General features: G+C 64.5%; 11 protein-coding genes. 1 reads left to right on the top strand and 10 read right to left on the bottom strand.

Annotated features, from left to right (window positions below; genetic code table 11):
• Positions 1-29: 29 nt before the first annotated feature.
• Both NTZ26_08420 and NTZ26_08415 read right to left on the bottom strand, forming a co-directional pair.
• On the bottom strand, positions 30-2927 hold the full coding sequence (locus NTZ26_08420; GenBank protein ID MCX6560527.1) for a glycosyl hydrolase: 2898 nt from the start codon (positions 2925-2927) through the stop codon (positions 30-32).
• Between the two features lie 132 nt (positions 2928-3059).
• Positions 3060-4223, bottom strand: coding sequence for a hypothetical protein (locus NTZ26_08415; protein MCX6560526.1), 1164 nt, complete (start codon positions 4221-4223; stop codon positions 3060-3062).
• Between the two features lie 161 nt (positions 4224-4384).
• Between NTZ26_08415 and NTZ26_08410 the strand changes: the two genes are divergently transcribed.
• Positions 4385-10399, top strand: coding sequence for an MG2 domain-containing protein (locus tag NTZ26_08410; GenBank protein MCX6560525.1), 6015 nt, complete (start codon positions 4385-4387; stop codon positions 10397-10399).
• Between the two features lie 104 nt (positions 10400-10503).
• Here the strand turns inward: NTZ26_08410 and NTZ26_08405 are convergent, their stop codons facing one another.
• From NTZ26_08405 to NTZ26_08370, 8 genes are all read right to left on the bottom strand, one after another.
• Positions 10504-12840: a caspase family protein gene (locus tag NTZ26_08405; protein MCX6560524.1), complete on the bottom strand. Its 2337-nt coding sequence runs from the start codon at positions 12838-12840 to the stop codon at positions 10504-10506.
• Between the two features lie 47 nt (positions 12841-12887).
• Positions 12888-14558: a hypothetical protein gene (locus tag NTZ26_08400; protein MCX6560523.1), complete on the bottom strand. Its 1671-nt coding sequence runs from the start codon at positions 14556-14558 to the stop codon at positions 12888-12890.
• 33 nt (positions 14559-14591) lie between these two features.
• Positions 14592-15626: an outer membrane beta-barrel protein gene (locus tag NTZ26_08395; GenBank protein MCX6560522.1), complete on the bottom strand. Its 1035-nt coding sequence runs from the start codon at positions 15624-15626 to the stop codon at positions 14592-14594.
• 11 nt (positions 15627-15637) lie between these two features.
• Positions 15638-17089: a caspase family protein gene (locus NTZ26_08390; GenBank protein ID MCX6560521.1), complete on the bottom strand. Its 1452-nt coding sequence runs from the start codon at positions 17087-17089 to the stop codon at positions 15638-15640.
• Positions 17090-17224: 135 nt separating this feature from the next.
• Positions 17225-18490 (bottom strand): mandelate racemase, encoded by a 1266-nt coding sequence (locus NTZ26_08385; GenBank protein MCX6560520.1) that lies wholly within the window; start codon positions 18488-18490, stop codon positions 17225-17227.
• Positions 18490-19461, bottom strand: a complete 972-nt coding sequence (locus tag NTZ26_08380) for a PmoA family protein (GenBank protein MCX6560519.1) — start codon at positions 19459-19461, stop codon at positions 18490-18492. Before NTZ26_08380 ends, NTZ26_08385 begins: the two co-directional genes overlap by 1 nt.
• Before the next feature lie 12 nt (positions 19462-19473).
• Complete coding sequence (locus NTZ26_08375; protein ID MCX6560518.1) at positions 19474-20853, bottom strand: Gfo/Idh/MocA family oxidoreductase; 1380 nt, start codon at positions 20851-20853, stop codon at positions 19474-19476.
• A 452-nt stretch (positions 20854-21305) separates the two neighbouring features.
• Entirely contained in the window at positions 21306-23486 is a 2181-nt protein-coding gene (locus NTZ26_08370) for a DUF5916 domain-containing protein (GenBank protein ID MCX6560517.1), read from the bottom strand.
• Positions 23487-23641 lie beyond the last annotated feature (155 nt).

Below are 23641 nucleotides of genomic sequence, written 5' to 3'. Positions count from 1 at the left end.
TCTCCCCGGAATTGGCAGAGTTTACATATTCAGCGGCTTTCCGGGACAAGCAGCCTAACTGGGCCGATGAGCCCCGAGGGCGGCAGAGGAGTGTCGGCTTTGTATGGATTCCATGTCGTCCGGGCCGGCCTTTTGTCGGGCGGAAGCGCGGCGTCCCCGATCAGCCGGTTGAGCCAGAGGTTGGCGACCTCGATATCGAGCTTGTTGGGACCCGGGCGCAAAGCATCGGTGACATCCACCCGGAAGGGCGCGTGCCAGAGAACTCCGAGGTCGCGGCCGTTCAAGCGAACCTTGGCCATGACTTCGACCCGGCCCAGGTCCAGGACGACGCGGCCCGCCGGGTTCGGGCCGGCGAATTCCGCGGTGTAGACCGTCGTGCCGCTGAAATGCCGGACAGCCTCGTCGGCATGCCCGGCCAGGTCGATTAATTCCGGGAGAACGAACTCGGCCGGCGCTTCCGGCCCCGTCCCGAACGAGACGGCCCACGGCCCGCGGATCTCCGCGGCCGGCCGAAGATCGGCCACATTCGATGGCTCTGTCCGCGACGCGGCCCCGCGCGGCTGGAAGACGACGAAGATGGAGCCGTGGGCTTCCAACGTCAATTCCATGCGGCTTTGGCCGTGATCTTCGACGAGCGCGGGCGCCGGACGGATCCGGCCCGTGACGGCGTCCCACAACGAAGCCGTTTTGCCGGCCGTGCGGAAGCTGCAGGCAACCTTGACGGCCTCCTCCGACGGATTGGAGACGAAATAGATATCTGTCTCCCCGTCTTGGCGATGAAGGAAACGGAACGCGCCGTTCGAAGAGAAATCGGGCGGGGTTCGCGATGCCGTCAACACCCCGGCGGTCAAGCCATACTCGGGATACTGGGGGATCGAGCCATCGGCCGTCGGATTTGCGGCCGGTCTGGGCGTTTCGAAAATCCGCCCCTTTCCGAAAGCGCGCGCCGGTCTCATCACCCGCTCCGGCGCCGGGCGGTTCCCCCAGACCTCCTCCGCCAGACCTTTTATCTCAGCGTTCGAGGCCGGATATCCTTCCAGCCCGAGCGAGGCCGAGGGGCGTGGCCCCATGACGGTCGCCCCGTCCGCGACAAGATCCCGCACCTTACGGAGCAGGGAGGGCGTCATGGTCTCCCGCTCGGGCAGGACAAGGACGGCGTAGCTGCAGCCGCCTGGGAAGACAATTCGGCCGTCCCGGACCGAGGCCCGCTCGATCAGATTTTCCGGGGCGCAGCCGTCGAATTGGAAGACGCCACGATTCTGGACGGGCTTCGGTCCCCAGAGAGCCGACGGTGGCGGCACAAAGACCTGGGGTGCCCCCTCCGGAACTAGGTAGAGGATGTCGGCCACGGGCAAGCCGCGGCGCAGCAGGAACTGGCAGCGGGCCAGGTAGAGGTTCCAGGCCGACGACATCTCCCACCAGGTTTGGGTTCTCTCGTAGTGGACTCCATACGGCCCCATGGTCATCCCGGGCGCCTGGTCGAGACGCGGCTGGTGGGCGTAGCGGTGGATGACGAAGCGGTTGATCCCGGCCGCGAAGGCCCAATCGGCCTGGTCCTTCATCGCCCCGGGATGGAGCCGCCACGCTTCGCGGTCGTCCGCCGTGAATGACTCCGCCCCGACGATCGTCCGCCCCCGCGTGTGGGCGATCGAGACGGCCTCGAAGACGCTGTAAGAGGTGTCGAACCCGAAGCCGCGGGCCCAAAACTCGCCCATCGGTACGTCGGCTTCCGCCCCCAGGCTCAAATCCGCGCAGGGGTTCATATCATACGGCTCGATGGACAAGCCGAAGCCGTCCCGACGGCCCAGCTCCTTGAGGTGCCGGGCGTGGTTCTCCACGACCAGCTCCTGGGCGGTCCGGCGAAGATCCCACAGAAAGCGCTCCGAGATTTCCGGACTGTCCACGATGCGCCCCGTCCAGACCGGTAGGAAGGAGAAGAGATCGTACCCGCGGCGCCTGCGGAATTCCTCCCGGAAAGCGCTGCTCCAGTTCTGGGCTCCCATCTCCCAGCTGTCGATATGCAGCATCGTCCAGCCCGTCCGCCGTCCGGCCGGGCGGGGACCGATCTCGGCCAGCAGGGCGCCGATATAGGCTTTGTAGTGCGCGTCCAGGGCGGCGGGATCGAACTTGTCGGACTCCAAGCCCAAGCCGGGCAGGGGCGCCGGCCGGGTGTTGGCCCCGGTGCTGACGCGGCCGAACCGCAGCAGCGTCCAGCGCCCGGCCGGGACGTCCCAGGCCACGCGTCCGTTCGCCTCCAGGCGGCCGCTGATGTCGATGATGCGGCCGCGGTCTACGACCGCGGATGCGGCCGCCGTCGGATAGGCTGCGGGCGCGGGCAGGAAGGGCTTGACCTTGGCCATCGAGGAATAGGGGTGCCGGAGAAACAGCGCCTTCTCGTCGATGTCGGCAATGCGGGCCCCGGCAGGCGTCGTCGGAACAGCCAGCACCGCCACATCGACATAGAACGACTCCCGGGCCTTGTCCAATGCCTCGGGCACTTTCCCGCCAAAGTAGCGGGGCCGGGGAGGGGGCTGCGGCAGGATGGCATCGAAATGGGTCGGGCCTACCGCCTCGGTTGCCGAGGCGACGAGATGCTGCATGGATTGGCCGGGTTCGACCCAAGGGCCGCCGCTGCCCGTCCAGCCGGGGCCGGCGTTGAGAGTGATCTCCAGGCCGAGCCGCTCGGCCTCCTCGACGGCGTGCTTGAACAGGGCCCGCCAGGCCGGGCTCATGAATTCGACCGGGCCGCGGGGGATGCCGACGTCGACCTCGAGGAGGATGACGCCTCCGATCCCGGCCCGTTTCATGGCTTCCAGGTCGGCGGTGATCCCTTCCCGGCTCGAATTGCCGTCCATGATGAACCAATAGACCCAGGGGCGGGCCTCATCCGGAGGCCGGCGAAAACCCGCTTCGAGATCGGCCCGCATCTGGGCGTCCCCTTGGGGGGCGGACCTCGGTCTACAGGCGGAGCTAAGCCCGAGGAGAGCGAAAGCCGTCAGGATAAAGAATATCCAATTTTTGAGGATAACGAGGCGGCGCGGCATGGTCATGCTCCTGTCCTAGAAAATCCGGTAGGTCCCGTCCCGTATGATCTCCTCGCGGCCGCCGTCCGGGCCGACGAGGACGACCGAGCGAACCGCGACCCGGGGCTGGCTTTGCGGGATGTAGATTCGGTCCAGATGGATGACCTCCGCCGGAGTCGAAAAATCCTTGGGACCGACGGCGCCCCCGAAATGATCACTGCGTCCGAAGGCGATGTGAAGGCCCAGCTTCTCGTCGAGCAGGATCTCGCCGACCGGGTCGAGGCCGAAGTCGGCCAGCACGCCGAAGCCCAGCTCGGCCATGTTGCCGTAGGCCGGCTCGCGCCGAAGATGATCGGCTTCCTCCGTCCACGCGGGCTCTTCGCCCCGGACTTCGACCGCCCGGTTGGCGGCGATCGTGAAAACGACGAGCCCCCGGCCCGTATCCACCGGCAGCGTCCCCGCGCTTTGGCTCGGATCGCCGAGGCCGCCTTCGAAGGGGACGATATAGGCTTCGCCCGAGGGCAGATTGCCGGCCGTCCCGGCCTCCGGGAAACGGCCGGTCGAGGAGTGCGCGGTCCGGTGCCGCAAGTCGAGAGTCAGGAAGTGCGGCAAGCCGTCGGCGACCAGAATGATTTCGGCTTGCGCCGCCGCGTCGAGGCGGTCTTTCAGGACCATGACCCGTTCCGCCACCAGCCCGTAGTCGATGCGCAGGGCGGGGACCATGGAGGCGGCGAAGCCCGGCATAGTCGCGGCCCGGAAGCCGAACCGCTTGGCGGCGTTCTTGAGCGGCGCCGTAGTCGAGAACTCCGTCGGCGCCAGGTAGAGCTGATGGGAAGCGAAGACTTCTTCAAAGGCGATCGCCCGGCCGGCCGCGGCCAGCCCGGCTGCTCCGTCGGGCAGGTCGCTCTCGATCAGGAAAGCCTCGGCGGGCAGATCGGCGTTGTTCGAGCCGACATCGGGATAAGCGATAAGATCGACCCCTTCCAGTTGGAGCTCGGTCGCTCCGTCTCGCAGGGCTGCCGCCCAAGCCGCCGCCAACCCGCGGCGTTCGCGCCAGGGGGCGTTGTCGGAGGCGGGATCATGCGGCAGATCCACGAGAACGGCCAGCAGCCTGTCGCCGGGGAAGGGTGGAAAGACGGAGTGGACCAGGCCGACCAGATCGCCTGCCGACAGGGAATTCACTGCTGGACTTTCGTTCATGGGGCCCTCCGGGAATCCCAATATAGCTTCGCCCCGGCTTTCGCGCAATCCCGGCTTTTTCTTTGCCGGCTTTTACATATAAAATGGAATAAGCGCTCCGGGCGATTGTATCCGGAGCGGAGCCAGAACGCGGCGCCCGCCGCCCGGCGCCAGGAGGATCGATGCGCAAAAGAACCGTCCGGATGCACATGCTGATCGGCATTCTCGTCCTCCTGGCCGTCGTCGTGGCCGGCGCCATCCGAGGAAAAACGATGCAAGACCGACCCAAGGTGAACACGGTCGAGCTCTGGGCCCAGGTTGCCAAGGCCGAAAAGGATGGGCTGCCCCAGACCGCCGTCGACCTGCTGAAGAAGATCTATACCGCCTCCGCCGCGGACCGCCAGCCGGCCGAAGCCCTGCGGGCTCTGACCCGGCAGCTCATCCTGGAGGCGACGATCGAAGGGAACCAGCCGGGGCCGCGCCTCGTCCGGCTGCAGGAGGAGATCGGGAAGGCTCCCGAATCGCTCAAGCCGATGCTGCGGATCGTGTTGGCCCGCTGGTACTGGAGCTATTTCTCGCGCAACCGCTGGCGGTTCACCGGGCGGACCGCGACGGAGGGTGTCGACGACAAGGATTTCACGACTTGGGACCTGCCCCGGCTGCTGCGGACGATCGACGGGCTCTATCAGGACATCTTCAAGGACGCGGAGAACTTGAAGAAGACTCCGATCGCGGCTTTCCTGGGCTTTCTTCTGCCGGGCGACCAGCCGTCTACTCGGCGGCCGACGCTCTATGATTTCGCGGCCTTCGAAGCGCTCGAGTTTTATGCTTCCGGCGAGCAGGCCGCGGCCCGTCCCGAGGACGCTTTCGAGATTACGGCTGACTCGGCCGCCTTGGCCCCAGCGGCCGAATTCTTGAAGTACGAACCCGAGACGACGGATCAGGAAGCCCCCGCCTTGCGGGCTTTGCGAGTCTTTCAGGGCCTGCTGGCCTTTCACAAGGGCGACGCCGACGGCGATGCGGCGTTCGATATCGACCTCCAGCGGCTCGATTTCGCCAAAGCCTCGGCCGGCGACGCCGCCCGCGATCGCTATATCCAGCGCCTGCGCGAACTGGTCGAGGTGCATGCCGCCTCGCCGCTTCAAGCCTCCGCCCTGGCCCGTTGGGCCGAAGCGGTGCACGAGTCCGGCGATTTTATCCAGGCCTATGCCTTAGCCAAGCGGGGCGCCGATGCCCACCCCAAGTCGATCGGGGCGGCGAATTGCAGAGTTCTGATGGCCCGCATCACGGCCCGCGAGTTCGATGTCCGGACCGAAGGGGTGGTGGCGCCGGACCGTCCGGCCCGGCTGGTTGTTGAATACCGGAACGTCACCCGGCTCCATTTTCGGGCCGTGCGGGAGGATTTCGCCGGCCTGTTGGCCGGCAGGGGGGCCGAGACGCTCTTCTGGCTGAACGACGATGCCGTGGCCAAGATTTTAACCCGGGCGCCCCAGGCCCGTTGGTCGGCCGACCTGAAGCCCACCAAAGACTATCAATCGCGCCGGGCATTGGTGGAGATGCCGGCCCTCAAGCCCGGCTTTTATTACCTGTTGGCCAGCCATGACGAGTCGTTCGCGAACAAGGCCAATAAAGTCGAAGCCGCGTCGTTCTGGGTTTCCGACCTCGGTTTCGTGGCCGGGACCGCCGGACTCATTCCGGAAGGCCTCATCGTTCGGGCCGCCTCGGGCGACCCGGTCCCCGGCGCGGACATCGTTGCCTATGAATGGGATTACAACAAGTCCGCCCTGGTTAAGATCGGCACGGCCAAGACCGATGCCCAAGGCGCCTTCTTTCTTCAGGCCGGCGACTCGTATCGCAATCGTGTTTTTCACGTCCGGACGGCCGATGGAGGAGAGATCGCCGAGACGCAGATCGACCGGTCCTACGATCGGACCGAACGAGAGGCGCCCGTCACGGTCTTCTTCACCGACCGCTCCATTTACCGTCCCGGGCAGACGATCTTTTTCAAGGGCCTCTGCCTGAATGTCGACCGGGCCGCGGACAATTACCGGATCCTGCCCAAGCAGTCCGTGCGGGTCGTCTTCCGGGACGCCAACCGCGAGGAGATCGCGGCTTTGAGCCTGACGACGAACGATTTCGGGTCCTTCAGCGGCTCGTTTTCCGCGCCGACCGACCGGCTGACCGGGGCCATGACCATTCAGGCGGAGAATCCGGCCGGGCAGGCGTCGGTCCGGGTGGAGGAGTACAAACGGCCCAAGTTCGAGGTCAAGCTGGCCGTTCCCGAGCGGGAGTTCAAGCTGGGCGAGACGATCGAGTTCGCCGGCGCGGCGACGACCTATGCCGGTGCTCCGGTCGACGGCGCCTCGGTCAAATACCGGGTCGTACGCGAAGTCCGGTATCCCTGGTGGTGGTTCTATTGGCGCGGCGGCTCCGGCGGCGACTCGCAGGAGATCGCCCACGGCACCGTCCGCACCGACGTCGAAGGAAAGTTCACGGTTCGCTTTCCGGCCAAGCCCGACGCTTCGGTTCCGGCCGATCCCGGTACGGTCTTCACGTTCGCGGTTACCGCCGACGTCACCGATGGGACGGGCGAAACGCGCAGCGATGAAGGCCGGGTCCGGGTGGGGTTCGCCTCGCTCGAGGCCTCGCTGTCCGGCTCCGACTGGCAGGAGAAGGGCAAGCCCGTGGTCCTCACGGCTTCCACGCTGACCTTGAACGGCAAGCGCGTCGCGGCCAAGGGGGTCATCGAGGTGTCCCCGCTCCTCGGGCCCGAGCGGCCCGAGCCGGCCGACCTCATCGGCGAGAGCGCCGTCCTCGAGGCGGAAGCGGGGGCATCCGGGCCCGAAGCCGGGTTCGCCCGGACCGCGGATTGGCGCAAGTGGCCGGCCGGGGCGGTCGTGGTGAAACGGGACTTCGAGACCGTCCTCGACGAACGCCAGGCCTGCCGGATCCCGTTCGATCTTGGGCCGGGTGCGTATCAAGCCAGGCTCCGGACCAAGGACAAGGATGGAGTCGCGGTCGAAACGCGGTTCGCCTTCCTGGTGCTCGATCCGGCGGCGACATCCTTCCCCGTCAAAGTCCCATTCCACGCCGCCTCCCGCCGGGATATTGTCGACGTCGGCGATGATTATGAACTGTGGTGGGGGACCGGGTATGCGAAAGGCCCGATCCTGATCGACTTCTATCAGAACGGGCGCCGGCTCGAGCGGGCCTGGGCTTCGGCCGAGGCGACCCAAGGCCGCACCACCGTGCGGGTAGCCGAAAAGCACCGCGGCGGATTCACGATCGTCCTGACCATGGTCAAAGACAATCGGCTCTATCGGGAAACCCGGCGGGTGTTGGTCCCTTGGTCGAATAAGCGCCTGGACTTGCGCTGGAAGACGTTCCGCTCCAAGCTGCGCCCGGGCCAGGCCGAGACCTGGTCGCTCGAGATCAAAGGCCCCAAGGCCGCGGCGGCGGCGGCTGAAATGGTCGCCTCGCTCTATGACGCTTCTCTCGACCAGTTCCTTGGCCACGGGTTCCCCGGGGTCATGAACATCTTTCGCTCCGACACGACTAATCTTCGGTCCGGCTACAGCAATCGGCGCCAGGACCTGCGGGACTATGTCGATCGACTCAACTCCATCCCCTCGACCGCAACGCCCCTCTATATACGTTTTCCAGAGGATGTGGTGGAGCGCCTGTTCGGATTCGACTATCCGTCCCGCCGGATGATGGCCCGGCCGGGCGCGATCCCGGAAGCTGAGCCGAGCATGGCTATGGATGTGGCCGCTGCCCCGGCCTCCGAGCTCAAATCGATGGCCGGGGGAATCGTGGGCGGAGTCGTCGGCGGTATCGCCGCTCCTCCGCCGCCCGTGAAAAAGCCGGCCGAAGTTGATCTCTCAGCCGTCAAGGCCCGCAAGAACCTCTCCGAAACGGCATTCTTTTATCCCCAGCTTCTGGCCGACAAGAACGGCACGGTGACGATCGAGTTCAAGATCCCCGAGGCCTTGACCCGCTGGAAGTTCCTAGGCTTCGCCCACGACAAGGATCTGCGCAGCGGATCCATCGAAGCCGAGGCCGTGACCCAGAAGGAGCTCATGGTCCAGCCGAATCCGCCCCGCTTCCTCCGCGAGGGAGACGTGATCGAGCTCACCGTCAAGGTCACCAATATGACCGAGACCGAACAGGCCGGCGCTGTCGAGCTGGCCTTTTTCGACCCGCGGACCGAGGCTCCGCTTGACGCGGCCTTGGCCAACAAGTCCCGCCGTCAAGCCTTCACCTTGCCGGCCAAGCAGTCCCGATCGTTCGCCTGGCCCATCGCCGTTCCGGACGGGCTGGAAGCGGTCGGCTATAAAGCCGTGGCCGCGGCGGGGGACTTTTCCGACGGCGAGGAGGGGGCGTTCCCCGTCCTTAGCCGGAGGATGCTGGTCCGCGAATCGATCCCCCTGTGGATATCGGACAAGGGCGAGAAATCGTTCCGTTTCGATAAGCTGGCCGACTCCGGCGGGTCCGGCTCGCTTCGACAGCTCGGCCTGACCGTGCAGATGGCTTCCAACCCGGCTTGGTACGCCATTCAGGCCTTGCCCTATCTCATGGCATACCCTTATGAATGCGCCGAGCAGATCTTCAACCGCCTCTACGCCAATGGCCTGGCCGGCCGCATCGCCGCTTCGGATCCCAAAATCCGGCGCGTGTTCGATCTTTGGAAGGGGACGCCTGCGCTTGTCTCCAACCTGGAGAAGAACCAGGACCTTAAGAGCGTCCTGCTTCAGGAATCGCCCTGGGTGCTGGAGGCAAAGAATGAGACCCAGGCCAAGCATGCCATCGGCCTGCTGTTCGACGAGAACACGCTGGCCTCGAGCTTGAAAAACGCCTACGGCAAGCTGGCGGCCATGCAGCTCGCCGACGGGTCCTGGCCCTGGTTCCCCGGCGGCCGGGGCGACAGCTACATCACCCTCTACCTCGTCACCGGCTTCGGCCGCCTCAAGCGTTTGGGAGTCACAGACGTTTCCCAAGATCTGGCCGTGAAGGCGATCGATCACCTGGACGAATGGATCGACAAGGTCTATCGGGAGATCGTCAAAGACAAGACCCAGGCCCTCAATCACCTAAGCCCGACGATCGCGTTATTTCTCTATGGCCGGAGCTTCTTCTTGAAAGAGAAGCCCGTGCCGGATGCCGCCCGCAAAGCCTTTGATTATTTCCTCGGGCAAGGGGCGAAATTCTGGCTCCCGCTCGACAACCGGCAGAGCCAGGCCCACCTGGCCGTCGGCCTGAAACGGTTTGGGGACGCGGCAACGCCGGGCAAGATCATGCGCTCGATGAAAGAGCGGAGCAAGCTGGACCCCGAGCTGGGCCGCTACTGGGCCGAGACCGAGCTCGCCTGGTGGTGGTACCGGGCGCCCATCGAGACCCAGGCCATGATGATCGAGGCCTTCGACGAGGTCCTGGGCGATGCCAAGGCGGTCGAGGAGTGCAAGATCTGGCTGCTGAAGCAGAAGCAGACCCAGGACTGGAAGACGACCAAAGCCACAGCCGACGCGATCTATGCCCTGGTCCTCAAAGGCACGGACATTCTGGCCTCGGACGCGGTCGTTGAAGTCCGGCTGGGCGGGCAGGCCGTCAAGCCCGAAACCGTCGAGGCCGGGACCGGCTTCTATGAAAAGAGGTATGCGCCGGGCGAGATCCGTCCCGCCATGGGCGAGATCGTCGTCAAGAAGACGGACCCCGGGATCGCCTGGGGCGGCGTCCATTGGCAGTACCTCGAGGACATCGGCAAGATCACGCCCCATGCCCAGAACCCACTGACTCTGAAGAAGACGGTCTTCGTCCGCCGGGCCACGGCCAAGGGGCCGGTCATCGAGCCGGTTCGCGGGCCGCTCGCGGTCGGCGACACGGTCGTCGTTCGGATCGAGCTTCGAACGGATCGGGACCTGGAGTACGTCCATATGAAGGACCACCGGGGCAGCGGCCTGGAGCCGGTCAATGTCCTGTCGCAGTACAAGTTCCAGGACGGGCTGGCCTATTATGAAGCGACCAAGGACACGGCCAGCCACTTCTTCATCGACTACCTGCCGAAGGGCACCTATGTCTTTGAGTACCAACTGCGGGTCGTCCATCGCGGGACATACCAGAACGGCATGGCCCATATCGAGTGCATGTACGCGCCCGAGTTCAACAGCCATTCCGGGAGCGTCGAGATCATCGTTCGATAAGCCGGCCGGTTGATCCCGGACGTCTTGGCAGCTTGAGGGATGTCAGATGACCTTGGATCGCTGCGCGAGTGCAGGTTCCCGCCTTCCTCGGCATAGATCCCAGCCTATTTTGCCGGGACGCTCTTGACGATGTAATGCTCGACGGACCAGTGGGATGGCGCCGCAGGTTTGCCTCGCGTTGCGGCGCCGACCTGCTGCAGTAGCCGGGCGAGGGGATTGCTCGAGCCTTCCGCGACGCCGGCCCCTCTTGTTTTGACTCCGTCGAACTCCAAGACCCAGGGGTTCCCAAGGGGATCGGCACTCGTCAGAAGGAAATAAGCGCAGGGATCGGTCGTCTCCGGAATTTGGAACGCGCCTGCCGCGTCCTTGAGGACGATATTCCCGCCCTTCACAAGCTGATTTTCCGGCGGCAGAAAGTTTTCGACCTCGCCGAAACGGGGATAGAGAAGCGTCCCGCGGCCGTCGCCGCTGATGGCGAACACGTAGATGCGTCGCTGCTCCGGCCGAGATCCTGAAGGAGCCTCGTCGCGGATGAGGACCGCATTATAGCGTTCGCCGACTTGAAGCGGCTCGTTCGGGCTCGTCACTCGGCCGGTCCCCGCGTTTTTGAAGCCGAGGTGGTAGGGGAAGGGACGCAGGCTCTCGTCCTGAGATTGCAAGTTGAGCCAGCCTTTGATTTTTTGAAGTCGAAGTGCCGCGTCTTCCAGAGCGGCAGCCGCGTCGCGCAACGACTCCGCCGAAGGCATCACGGTCCGCCAGTCGCTTCGAACCGGCAGGGGGGATTCTGACGGCTCCCGGATTGCGTTGCGCGCTAGCCAGGCCGTCTGGACGGCGCCGTCTTCCAGTCGCCCCACCAAGGAGTAATTCGCCTCGCTTTCGGAGACGGTCCGGATGACGGCGTCGTTGGCCGTTCCGGAGCCGAGGTTCAGCTTCGCGGTAAGCTCGACCGGCGCGGGAAAGCCGACGAAAACCTTGGCCCGCCCACCGCCCGGGACTGACACAATTTCCAAGATGTCCTTCGCCCGCCAAGGCTGTTTCAGGACGATGCGCCGTCCGGCGGCCTTCTCGAGAAGAATCCACGACCGGCCGTCGTAGCCGACCTGCCAGTCGGGACTGTCCTCGGTCGGATCCCGAACCCAGGCGATTTGTCCGGAGCTCTTCAACGCTTGAATCTCGCTTCGGGCGGTGTTGAGGTCCTGGAGCTTTGGGGGCGAGGCGGGCCACCAGACCTTGAGAGCCCCCTGAGCGTTGGAGTAGGTCCATTTGTAAACGCGAAAGAGCGAGCCCGGCTTGATGGTGGACGCCGACCCCGCGATCACTGCCGCCTTCGCTTGGGCTAGGCCCTCCACCTTGGTGATGCGGATGCGCACTTCGGACGGCCTCCGGGCATCCTCTAAATTCAGCTCACAGCCCTCCGCCAGGCCGACCGCGTATCCGCCTCGGATCTCCACTGCGTCGCCCTCGACTTGAACGGCCGCCACGCAGAGCCCTCCCGTCGACACGGCCGTTCCGGCGCCGAAAAGCGGCCCGGACATCCGCTCGCTTGTCCCGCTGAAGACAGGGATCTGAGCCCGGTTTTCGGAAAGCATGATCGATCGCAAGCGCTGCTCGATCCGGGAGGCCGGCTCATTTTCAGAGGCGGCCGAAAGGACTTTGGACAGGGCCAGGCTGAACGCGCCGCGCGGCCGGCTTTCCTTGTCCCGGGCCTCCTCATCGAAGGCTTCCTCGGCGATTTGGTCATCCTGGGCTGCCGACAAGACGAGGATCCCGCGCTCCTTGAGCTCCGTCCGCTCCTCGGGCTTTTTTGTCGAGTCGGGCGGCTCGAGGGCATCGCTGCGAACTTCCGGCTGGTACCGGCTTTGGCCGGCGTCCAGGGCCGAGAAGCCGCGGCAAACCGAGCCGCTGCAGCAACTGTCGAAGATGGCCGTGAGGATGACTCCTTTGTCGAGAGCTTCGTTGAAGAGTCGGGCCAGCTCTTTGTCGCGGATGTCCTTGGCCCCGGCATAGGAATCGGCCGGGACGATTGTTTCGTCCTTCCGTTTCAGTTCGCCATTCAGAGTATTGATGAATCTCGAGCCGTGGCCGGAGAAATAGAACAGCGAGACGTCGCCGCGAGACGAGGCTGCGATCAGCCGCCCTCGGATCGCGTCGATGATCGCCTGGCGCGTGGCTTGAGCGTCCAGGAGGACTTCGATGTTTTGCGGCGGAAAACGAAACTTCTTTTCCAAAAGTTCCCGCATGACCTTGACGTCATTCAGGCATCCGCGCAAGTTCCACCACTCCTGCCTTCCCAGATAAGAGGCATCCTTGATCATGCTGGGAGGGGATCCTTGGGGAACATACTGGTTGATGCCGACGAGAAGAGCCCGGCGTGTCTCCGCCTGCAAACCCAACACGGCCGAGATCCAGATAAGTCCCAAGACCGTCAGGCGGCGGCGCATGCGGCGGGACGTTCCAGGGGCTCCGGACATGGCTGGGCCGATTGGGATCAGTTCGATTTCTTCCGGGGAGGCGCGGGTCCGAAACGTTGCCCGGTCGCTTTCTCCGCCGCCCCCGACGATTCCGCGGCGACCGCGGTCGCTGCGGCCGGCGTTTCCGACGGGGAGGCGATGCCTAAGAAGCTCAACATGTCCATGACATCAAGCGTCAGGCCGTACACGAATCGGGTCGGATAGTCCTGGCGGATGCCGGCGCCGAGAAAGATCTCGCAGCCCTTGATAGGCTTGAGACTTGCCCCCACGGCGAAGAGAGACGGCTCCAAGGAAGGCACGACGCCCAGGCCGATCCCCAGAAAATCCCTCTTCAAGCCCAGGAATTTCGCATTTCTCCTGGATTTCAGTGACAGCTGATCCTCGTCAACGCTCCCGCACCATGTGATTTTTACATAGTGCCAAGACGGCTGGCCGTCGGTTGCCGCTTCCGTCATGCACTGCAGCCGGAGGGAGCCCCGGGTGATGAAGCGGGGGCTCCGGTCCTGCATGTCCGCCAGCAGGCGGAAGCGTGTCGACCAGAAGACCTGCGGGCCGGCGTCTTTGATCTGGAGTACGCCGAGATGCAGGCCCGGGTTCGAAGGCATGACCTGGGTCAGAACTCCCAGCAGGGGATTCGAAGCCACGAAATTCTGGTAGAGAAGCGATACGGCGGCCGGCGCTCCCGGAAGCCCGATGTCGCCTTTGCCGGCTTGGACGATCTTGCTCAAGGCCAGCCTGACGTCCATTCGCGTCCGCGCGCCTTGCCGGACGGGAACGTAATGCTCCGATAGGACCTTCCCGGCGACGCCTTTTTGGGCCGCCGCTTCGGCGCTCCATTGGACCTTAAGCCAATAGTCGCTTCCGAACTCCCCATCGGCCGTGAGAGGCGAGAAGCGAAAATAGCGGCCTTTCATCTCCGGAACGGCATCCACCTCCCTGCCGCCGCCGTCATAGAGCTTGAGCTTCACATTCAGCAGCGCGTTTTGCGCTTCGTCGGACGTCAACGAGACCCCCTGGTCGTCCACGATGTTCAGAAAGCCTTCCGCGCCGGTCAGCGGCTCGCGGACGCTCCGGCTCAATTCGCTTTCGAAGTCCTTCTTTTGCTCCTTGTCCTTGCGGCTGGTCTGATTCGAGTTGAATGTGAGCGCCACATTGGCTTTCGCGTCGTCGGAAGCGGCTTGCCCCGGGAATGCCACAAGGAGTCCGAAGCCGGGAACTCCGGGCTTTTCCTCGGCAGGAAGCTTCCCGATCTGATCGAGGAGGGAATCGACGACCTCGGTCCAAAGAACGAGATCCTCCCGATCGGACGGCGACAACAAGAGGTTGCGGCGGATCACCGCCCATCGCTCGGCGGGCTTCTTGAGCCCGAGCTTGACCGCCACGTCCATGCCGATCTCCCACGTATTTCCGGCCTTCAAGCGGCCGTCGTCGGGGGGGGCCAGCAGGACGCGCTCGTAATGGCCGGCCGAGCCCGCGACGGACGTCGTTTCCCCGACGATTTGGCCGACAAATTTGAGCCCATCATCGGCGGCCGGCGCCGGCTTGCCCGAGGGGGAGCTTGGAGCGCCGGGCTTGGCTCCCTGGCCGGGCCAGGCGGGATTCCGATCCTGGGCGGCCGCGAGGAAGAGACCGGCCAGAAAGAGGCTGACGGCCAAGGCCACGACGGTTCTTGCAAATGAATGATGCACGGTCTCCTCCTCTTCCCCGAAAGAAGCGTTTGATCAGAACTTGATCCCGGTGAATATTCCGAGCATATACGGCTTCGAGGGGGCCGGGCCGTAGTAATCGCCGCCATTGTCGAGCTCGGCCAGCCCGAGATGAAGGCGTCCCTCGAGGAAGAGGGATATTCGAGCGCCCAGGCGGAAATCCGCTCCCGCGCCGAAGATCAGGCCGTAATCCATCTGTTTCGACAGGGTCTGTCTTTTCTGCTGAATGTCCCCCCAATACCCCTCCAGGACATTCCAGGTGACCTGGGCGATCTCGCCGCCGCCCAGGACGAACGGCCGGATGCGGGAGTCCGCGGGCAGTACGTAGAGCTTGGCCAAGACGGGCAGGCTGATCTCCCAGCGAAATACGTACACATCCACGGCTTCAGAGTAGCTCTCGCCGGCAGCGGGATAGGAGAAGGTGAAATTGCCCCCTTTGGGCAGCAGCCATATCTCGACGTCCAGGACCAGACTTGAGCCGAACTCGGCTCCCACGCCTATGGCCGGGGCGACGCGATAGTACGAACTCACTTTTTGTCCGAAAGCGGTGGTCCGGCTCGAGTCGCAGAAACAATATGCGCCCAGCACCTTGAAGCGGAAGGCGGCGCTTCCCTTGCCGCCGGATTTCGCCCCGTTCGCCGCGGCTGCGGCCTGTTCCTCCCTCTGGCGCTGGGCCGCAAGAGCCCGGCCTCGTTCCGCCCGGATGCGGAAAGCGGCGTTCGTCTCCTCAGCCATGAAGCCCGGAAAGGCGGCGAAGGCCGCCGCTAGATTTTCGTCGGACTTGTCGTCCTCTCCGACGGAGAAGTAGATCTTGGCGATCAGGTAATACGCTTCGGCGATGGACTTTCGCCGGCTGGCGATGTCCTTGATGGTGGCGATGTAGCCTTCCAGCAGCTTGATGCCCGCGTCGAACTCCCCGGCGTTGATGAGGGTCTTGGCCTTCTCCAGCTCGCTCTGCTGGGCGGCGGCCGGCCGGGCGAGGGACAGGAACAGGACGGCGATCGAGACGGCGGCCAGGGCGGTTCTCCGGACGGAACCTTGCGATTTCAACGGCCACCTCCTTAGAAAGCGACGATGTTGAAAACGAGCCTGTCTTGATAACGGCCGACCTGATAGCTGACCGGCCAATGGACCACGGTGACGCGGTTCCCTTCTTTGTCCCGGGGCGGAGGCAGGACGATCTCCCGGGCCGCGGCGATGATGCCGTCCTTAACCGCTTGCTTTTTATCCTCGGGGACGACATCGAGAGCCGCATCGTTCATCGATTCGACGGACACCCGGCCGTCCCGGGCGACGGCATAGACCAGGGTGATCTGGCCGCCGGCCTTGAGGTCCGCAGGAACGCCGGAAACAGAGAATCGTCCGATCCTGTCGTTATATTCGCGGATCATGGCCCCGGGGAGCTGGATCAACCGGACTGCGGGAACGGCCTCCTCCCGGTTCTCTGCGGCCGGGTTGCCCGCTTTCTCCGCCGCCTCGGCCTTGGCCAATTCGTCCAGCCTCTGCTTGGCCAGGGCCGTGAAGACGCCGCCCGGATATTTTGCCAGGTAGCCGGCGTAGGCTTCCGCCCGATCGCTTTCCTTGGTCGACTTCCAGAACTCCAGCTCGATCCGGGAGGCGACATCCGCCTCGGTTTTGGAAACCGGTTGGATAACCCCCTTGGGCAGGATGAAGACGAAATCGCCCTTATCCAGCTTGGCATTCATCAGCTTTCCGTACTTCGGATGCTGGGCGCCTTTCGAGTAGTTGACGACGTTTGTCGCAAGAAAGATCCCCAACTCGTCCCCGGTGACATAGCCGTCGCGGTTCATGTCCGCCTCGCCTTCGATTCCGGCGATGAACTGCCCTTTGAAGATGCTTTCGTCCGGGACTTTCTCGTCCGCGCTCCCCGAGGTGATGAACTGTCGGACGGGGGCGGCCGTCTTCTCGCTGATCGCCACGGAGGCGGACCGGCTCGCGGCAAAGATCGAACCGGCGAAGCAGCTGTCGAACACGAACAGCACGTGTTTGGAGTCGATGCTGACCGCGTAGTTCTCGAACAGCAGCATGCTGATGGCCTTGGCCCGGAAGCCCGCCTTGTCGACGTCGGGATTGGGGGCGTCGGAGGGAACGATGAAGCCCAGTTCTCCGCCGTAGCCCGTCCTCAAGGTGTGGCCGTGGCCCGCGAAATAGAACAGGAGGCGGTTCTCCGGCTCGCCGCCATGGCGGCCGATGAAGTCTTCGATAGCCCCCTTGATCCGATCCTGCCCGACGTCCCGGACGACCGTCACTTCGAAGCCCTGTTTTTTCAGAGCCCTCTCCACGTCCACGATGTCCCGTAAAACGCCCGGCAATTTCGGCCATCCGGCCGTGTAATTGGAAATGCCGATCACAAGCGCGTAGCTGGAACGGTACAGCGAGACATCGCGGGCCTGGCGAGCGCCGGCGTCGAATCGGAATTCCTTGTCCTGGGCCGGGGCGGGGAGAATGGCTCCGAGAAGGAAAAGGATCGACGAGATCAGGCCTCTCTTCAAAGGGCGCTCCCCATAATTCCCAATGAGTAAGATCGAGTAATCCGCTTTCGCTAGATGAAACTTAACAACTCCATCCTGATAAGTCAAGGAACGGGCCGACGCGAGCTTCGATCGGATGGCGAAAAAGGAAGGGGATCAGCCCAGCAGCTTGCCGCCGCCGCTTCTTTTCATGAGGTCGACGACTTTGGCCTCGTCGACGTCGATGCCCAAGCCGGGCCCGGTCGGGACTTGGGCGATGCCGCCCTCGATCCGAAGCGGCGTCTTCAGCACGTCGGCGGCCAGGAACTGCGGGCCGTTCAGGGCCGCCGGCTTGGCCAGTCCGAAGGCGCCGTAAAGCGCCAGCGACGCGGCCAGCGATATGTCGGGATCGGTCAGGCCGCTGCCGAGCCACATCAGCCCGCGCTCGCGGCAGATCTCGATCTGGTGCTTGTTGGAGCGCAGCCCGCCGCAGCGGGCGGGCTTGGCCGAGATCCCGTCCAGCATGCCCAGCCGAATAAACTCTTCCAAATCGGCGGGGGAGACCACGCCTTCGTCCATCAGGATGGGCAGGGCGCCTTGCTTCTTGAGAGCCTGGTAGCCCGAGATCCGGTTGGGCCGCAGGGGAGATTCCAGGACGTCAACCCCCGCATCCGCCAGCCGGGGGGCGGCCAGTAGCGCGGTCTCCTGATCGTACCCTCCGTTGGCGTCGGCCCATAAGAAAGCCTGGGGCGCTGCTTTGCGGACGGCTTTGGCCAGGGCGATGTCGAAGTCCGGGTCGGGGCCGATCTTGATGTTGAAGTGGGCATAGCCGCGGCGGCGGCCTTCCTCGATCACGGCGTCCGCTTCGCCCAGCGTCCGGACGTTGACCGTCCAGGACAGCGTCAAGCGTCCGCCTTCGGGCTTCCCCCAGAGGCGGGCCAGGGAGATGCCGCGGCGCTTGCCGGCCAAGTCGTGCAGAGCCAGGTCAAGCCCGGCCCGGGTGATGGGAAGCCCCGTCGAGAAACCGCCCGCAACAGACTTGTCCAGGGCGGCCTGGGCCGCTTCGAGATTCTCGGGATCGAGGCCGATCAGGGTGGGGGCGAAATAGACTCGAAGGGCGGCGACAGATCCTTCCCAGGTCTCGTCGCTCCATGTGGACAGCGGGACGGACTGGCCCCAGCCGACGGTCCCGTCATCAGCCGTGATTTTAATGATGACCGCGGGCCGGCCGGTCCGGCCGCCGGGTCCGGCGAAGAACTTGAAGTAGCCCGAGACGGGGTAGAGGACGGGGAAGAGATCGATTCGGGCGATGCGGGTAGGCGGGGGGACTATTAGCGGCCTCCCGACAAGCGGCCAGGTCAGCCGGCTCGACGGAATCGAGGCCCAGGCCTCATCGGCCGCGGCAGCGGCCAGGGCCGTTTTGAGGAATTTCCTTCGGTCCATCATTTCCAGCGGTCGCCGATGTAGTCCTTGTAGCGCTCGGCTACCCGGCCGCTCTTGACGTCTCCAGCGTGGATCAGGATGCCGATCCTCTGGCGCAGGGACATGCCCGGAACGAGGATGAACGGCTTGCCGCTCAACGCGTCGGGGCGGCGCGGGCCGAAGCATCCGTATTCGCGGGTCAGCCAGCGGTGGCTGAATCCGTCGGGATACTGGAAGACGGCCGCGCCGGCCGTCTCGCCTTCGATGGTGTTGGAGTAGTCGATCCACTTGGCGGCCCGCATGTTCGTGGTTTCCTGGCCGACGGAGCCGTCGTCCGCCGTTAGGCGGCCGCCGCCTTCGCCGCTCCAGCGCGTCTGCAGGCGCAGGTAGGGCCAGGCATAATGGACGTCGTCGCTACGGAACTCGACCTCGCCGCCGGCGGGCGTCAGGACGAAGGACAGATCCATAAGATAGTCCCCTCCGCCCAGCCCGTAGACGACGAGCCGTCGCATCTCGCGGAGCACGGCCTGATTGCCGTCCATCTCCCAGAAGAGCTCGGCCTCGATCTCGGCGCGCGAGCCGTGCGCCGCAAGCTTGGCGAATCGGACATGACGGATGTGGTCGCGGAAGGGGGGCTTGTAGGTCTTGGGGTCAGTCGGCTGCTCCACTCCGGAATAAAGCCCGTTGTAGAAGCTGACGTCGCGGCCGCCGTTCAGACGGACCGTGTCGGCGAACCAGAAGGACCGGTGGTGGGGGTAGGGCTCGGTCTGCTGGACCAGGAGATTGCGGCCGCCCGGTGTGGACAGCGGCCAGTAATGGGGCATGTCGAGCGAGCCGGCGTATTGGTAAATGAACGCCTCCCGGCCGTCGACAAGGACCCGCAGGCGGCCTGCCGCATCGTCATTGCGAAGCTCAATATGTGAAGGAGGCGCGGCGTTGGCTCCCAGGATGAGACCAAGAGCCAGAAGTCCCGCGGACAAGCGCCGGGTCATCGCCGTCTTCCCTTACAGCGTCCAGGGTGCGCGGTGCGGGACGTCCAGCCAACGGTCGGCCTCGGCGTCGTCGATGAACCGCTCCGCCTTGGCGCCCCAGCGGAGCTTGCGGCCGAGCTTCATGGCGATGTGGGTCAGGACGCAAATGGAGTTGGATCGGTGCCCGACTTCGACCGGGGCGATGGGGTCCTTGCGCGTCCGCATGGCTTCGAGAAAGTCCTTCATATGGTTGCCGCTTACCGGGAGCTTAACCTCGCCCGCTCCCGGCTTGGCCCGCAGAAGCTCGGGGTCGGAGGCCTGGACCTTGCCGCGATCGGCGTAAACCCAGCCGGCGTCCCCTTCGAAGCGCACGCCCGCCTCGCCTGTCTCCATGTCCATCGTGACGCCGTCGGCGAAGACGGCCTGGCCCTTGAACGTCGTGTGGACGTCGAACAGGCCGCGGTCCGGGAACTCGCCCTTGGCCTCGATCGTGACCGGGCCCGTATCGTCGGTGCCATGGCCCCACTGGGCGCTGTCGATCATGTGCGAGCCCCAGCCGGTGATCATGCCCCGGCTGTAGCGCTCGATCTGGAGCCAGCCGGGCCGGTCCAGGCTGTTCGCCGGGTGGACCCGGTCGACGGAGTAGGGCATTTCGGCGGCCGGCCCCTGCCAGGCGTTGTAGTCCAGGAAGCGGGGGACGGGGACGACTTTGGGATCGCCGGTGCCCTGGTCGATCGGCAGGAGAACCTTGATCGTCCGCAGCTTGCCGATGCGGCCGTTGCGGACGGCTTCGGCCGCCACCCGGAAATAGACCGACGACCTCTGCTGGGAGCCGGTCTGGAAGATGCGCTTGTTCCGGCGCACCGCCTCGACCAGCTTGCGGCCCTCGGCGATGGTGTAGGTCAGGGGCTTCTCGAGATAAATGTCCTTGCCGGCCGCGGCCGCGGCGATGGCGTGGCAGGCGTGCCAATGGTCCGGGGTGACGATCAGCACGCCGTCGATGTCCGGCCGGGCCAGAAGCTCGCGGAAATCGGCGTAGACGTCGATGCCCTTGTAGCCGGTGGCCCCTAGCTCGGCGGCGTAGATCTTCTCCGCCGTCCACTGGGCATTATCCCGGCGGTGGGCGTCGGCATCGCATACGGCTACGACCCGGGCGCCCGCTTCCAGGCCTCGGTAGATCAGCTCCTGCATGTCGCCCGTGCCTTGGCGGCCGACGCCGATGCAGCCGAAGGACAGGGTGTCGTTGGGCCGGATGCGGCCCGTCACGACGCGCGAAGGGACGATGGTCGGTCCCGCCGCGACGGAGGCTTCCGTAGTTGTCCTAAATGATCCAGCCGCTGCGGCCGGGATCGTCAGGGCGGCGGAAGCCGTTTTGATGAAATCGCGGCGGGACAAGGACGCGGGTTTGCTCATGGCTCTCTCCCGGACAGTGATGGGTTTCCGCCGTTCAACCTATCACATCCGAAGGCCGGGAGACAACCGGGCCGTGGGACCTGAGAGGGGGGGCTTTTTTATTAAATTCATCTCTCATCTCCGGGAAAGGAATGCGGATAGGGGTATCGGCCAACGGCGAAATCGCGAGGCCGGCGCCTTTTTCCATAGCTCTCCGAGGGAAGCCATCGGCCGCCGAGGGCTGTTTGAGCTAGGAAAGAAAAATCGAAAAAGAAACGGAGTGGGAGGTCACCAAGACCGGTTGATCTGGAATGCGGAGTTCCGCCCTCGCGGGGACTGTCGAAGCGACGTCCCTACGAGGACTGCGAAGCGCTGGAGGCGCCGAAGAGAGCTGTGGGAAAAGGCGAGCAGAGGCCGATGCCGCCGGGACGATACCCCCTGGCCGCTTTTCCCGGAGATGGGAGATGCTCCTTTTACAGCCGCCAGAGATACGAAGCCTTGAAGAAGAATCCGCGCCGCATCTCCAGGAAGCGATCCGATTCGCGGTACTCGCCCTCCACCCAGGAGAGCTTCTCGTAGAGCGAGCCGTAGCCGACGTGGATGACCGTCCCGGGGATGTAGGTGAACGAGGCCAGGAAATCGGCCAGCAGCGTCTTTTTATAGGAGTTCGACTCCAGGATGGCCCGGAAGAAGAGATACTTGTTGACTTGGTAGGTCAGCCGCCCGCGCAGGATGTTGTAGTCGTAGACTTTCTCCCCTGTCGCGTCCTTGAACAGGTCCGAGTACTGCCAGGCCAGGTAGATATTGATGTTCTCCGAAGGCCGATATGTGGCTGTCAAAGTGGCCCGGGAGCCGTGGCCTTGATAAGGGTCGGCGACGTAGCGGATGGATTTCCCCGTCCAGAAGTTGGCCGTCAAGGACAACATCTTGGACAGCTGGGTGCGGCTAGTCAGAGTGAAACCGCTGGTGTTGAAGCGGCGGCCGAGGAAGACTTCATTTGAAGCCAGAAGGATAGCCGAGACGGAGGAATTACCTTTGAGGACGGCCACGGTTCCGATGGAGGCGGAGGACTCGGTGAGGCCGCTGTCGTAGTCGTGCAGGGCGCCCAGGCCCAGGCCGACCGAAACCCGGCGGAACCAGGCGGATTTGGGGTAGAAACGGGGCGCGATGTTGACCACGGCGCTGGTCAGCCCGGTCCGGGTCAAGTAGCCTGTGTCCGCCTCGAAGCCCGAGGAGATGTCGTGGAAGGAGGCGTCCACACCGAGCGTGCTGGAGTCGTGGTAGTACTCCAGGCTCAAGGCCCGGCCGTTGGACCAGCCCGAGTCCCTCTCGGCCCGGGTGAACGAGCCGAAGGCGTGGAAGCTGAGCATGCCGGACTGGTTGATCCGGATCTGGCCGTCCGGACCGAGAACTCGATTGACTCGCCCGTCCTGGTCGCGCTCGGAATAGAAGACGCCGAGATACCCGTCCTGGCTCGTCGTCCGCTTGTAACGGAAGATCGAGAACCAGGCGTCTGGCGCGTCCGAAATACCCGTGCTGGACGAAGGGGAGGCGTCGACGGCGAAGATCGAGGCGATGGTGTCGTTGCGGCCGATCTTGCCGGTCAGCTTGAATCCGGCCTTGGGATCGACGATCGTCCGGGTGTGGACCAGGGCCTGCAGGGGGCTGGTGAGGACGGCGCCGACGTTGAAGTTCTCGCCGCCCTCCAGGAAGAAGGGCCGCTTTTCGGGATAGAAGAGGTCGTAGCGGAGATTGGCGTCGACCTGCCCGGCGTCGGCCTCGATCTGGCTGAAGTCCGGATTGATCGTGCCGTCCAGGATGAGACTCGGGGTGATCCCGTACTTTCCGGTCAGGCTCAGCTCGTGCGAGTCCTGGCCCCGCCGCAGGCTGCCACCCTCCCGTACCGACTCGCTGCCGTAAGTGAAGGCCGGCAGCAGTTCGAACAGGTTGTAGCGCTTCAGGCCGAAATATTCCATGGGCGCCATCTGGGTCAGGAAGGCGTAGCCGCGCTTGGGGTCGAGGGCCGGGTAGGAGCCGTGCTCCTGACGCCGGTTGATGGCCCGCTCGAAGAAGATCGACATGACGACCCGGTCGGCGTGGGCGTAGCGGATGCTCTTGAGCGGAATCCGGATCTCGACCGTATAGCCCTGCGCGTCGATCCGGCCGGCGCTCCACCAGACCATGTCGAAGCTGAAATCCTCCTTGTTGGAGGCGAAGCGGCTGTCGCCCTGGATGCCCAGTGGGTTGACGTAGAAGGCATAGAGCGACTGCTGATCGTTGAAGGAGTCCAGGTTGATGCAGACGAAGTCGTCGGTCATGACGTCGTCGCGTCGGGAGACGGCGGCTTTGATCTTGTCGGGCTGGTCGTCGAAACAGCGGAAGGCGAAATAGATGTTTTCCCGGTCGTAGGCCATGTAGGCCACGGTCTTCTCGGGCTGCTTCTTGCCGAACTCGGGGATGAAGGTCTCGAAGTCGGAGACCGAAGGCGCCGCGGCCCAGACGGGGTCGTCCAGTTTGCCGTCGAGCACGGGAGGCGTCTCCGTTTTATATGGTTTGAGCAGGGTCTGGCCCTGGGCGGCCGGGCCGGCGTTGGCAGCCAGCGCCGGGGTGAGGGCCAGGAGGAGGGCTGCGGCGAGCGGGAACGGCTTCTTCATTTTGGACGACTCCACCTGATAAATACGCTCATCATACCCGAATTGTTGCCTTGGCCGGAAATATTGGGATCAGATGCGCCCTTCATGATAGCCCGTTACTCTCCCTCGTCAGTGTTGGGACGAGTTCTTGGTCATAAAGCTGCTTGGAAAATAAA

The organism is Candidatus Aminicenantes bacterium (assembly GCA_026393855.1).
GTDB lineage: Bacteria > Acidobacteriota > Aminicenantia > Aminicenantales > UBA4085 > UBA4085.
This window is presented reverse-complemented; position numbering and strand designations above follow the sequence as displayed.

Excerpts from the sequence above, each read along its gene's own strand:
- NTZ26_08420 (MCX6560527.1), bottom strand. The coding sequence starts at position 2,927 with ATGCGGGCCGATCTCGAAGCGGGTTTTCGCCGGCCTCCGGATGAGGCC.
- NTZ26_08415 (MCX6560526.1), bottom strand. The coding sequence starts at position 4,223 with ATGAACGAAAGTCCAGCAGTGAATTCCCTGTCGGCAGGCGATCTGGTC.
- NTZ26_08410 (MCX6560525.1), top strand. The coding sequence starts at position 4,385 with ATGCGCAAAAGAACCGTCCGGATGCACATGCTGATCGGCATTCTCGTC.
- NTZ26_08405 (MCX6560524.1), bottom strand. The coding sequence starts at position 12,840 with ATGCGCCGCCGCCTGACGGTCTTGGGACTTATCTGGATCTCGGCCGTG.
- NTZ26_08385 (MCX6560520.1), bottom strand. The coding sequence starts at position 18,490 with ATGGACCGAAGGAAATTCCTCAAAACGGCCCTGGCCGCTGCCGCGGCC.
- NTZ26_08380 (MCX6560519.1), bottom strand. The coding sequence starts at position 19,461 with ATGACCCGGCGCTTGTCCGCGGGACTTCTGGCTCTTGGTCTCATCCTG.
- NTZ26_08375 (MCX6560518.1), bottom strand. The coding sequence starts at position 20,853 with ATGAGCAAACCCGCGTCCTTGTCCCGCCGCGATTTCATCAAAACGGCT.
- NTZ26_08370 (MCX6560517.1), bottom strand. The coding sequence starts at position 23,486 with ATGAAGAAGCCGTTCCCGCTCGCCGCAGCCCTCCTCCTGGCCCTCACC.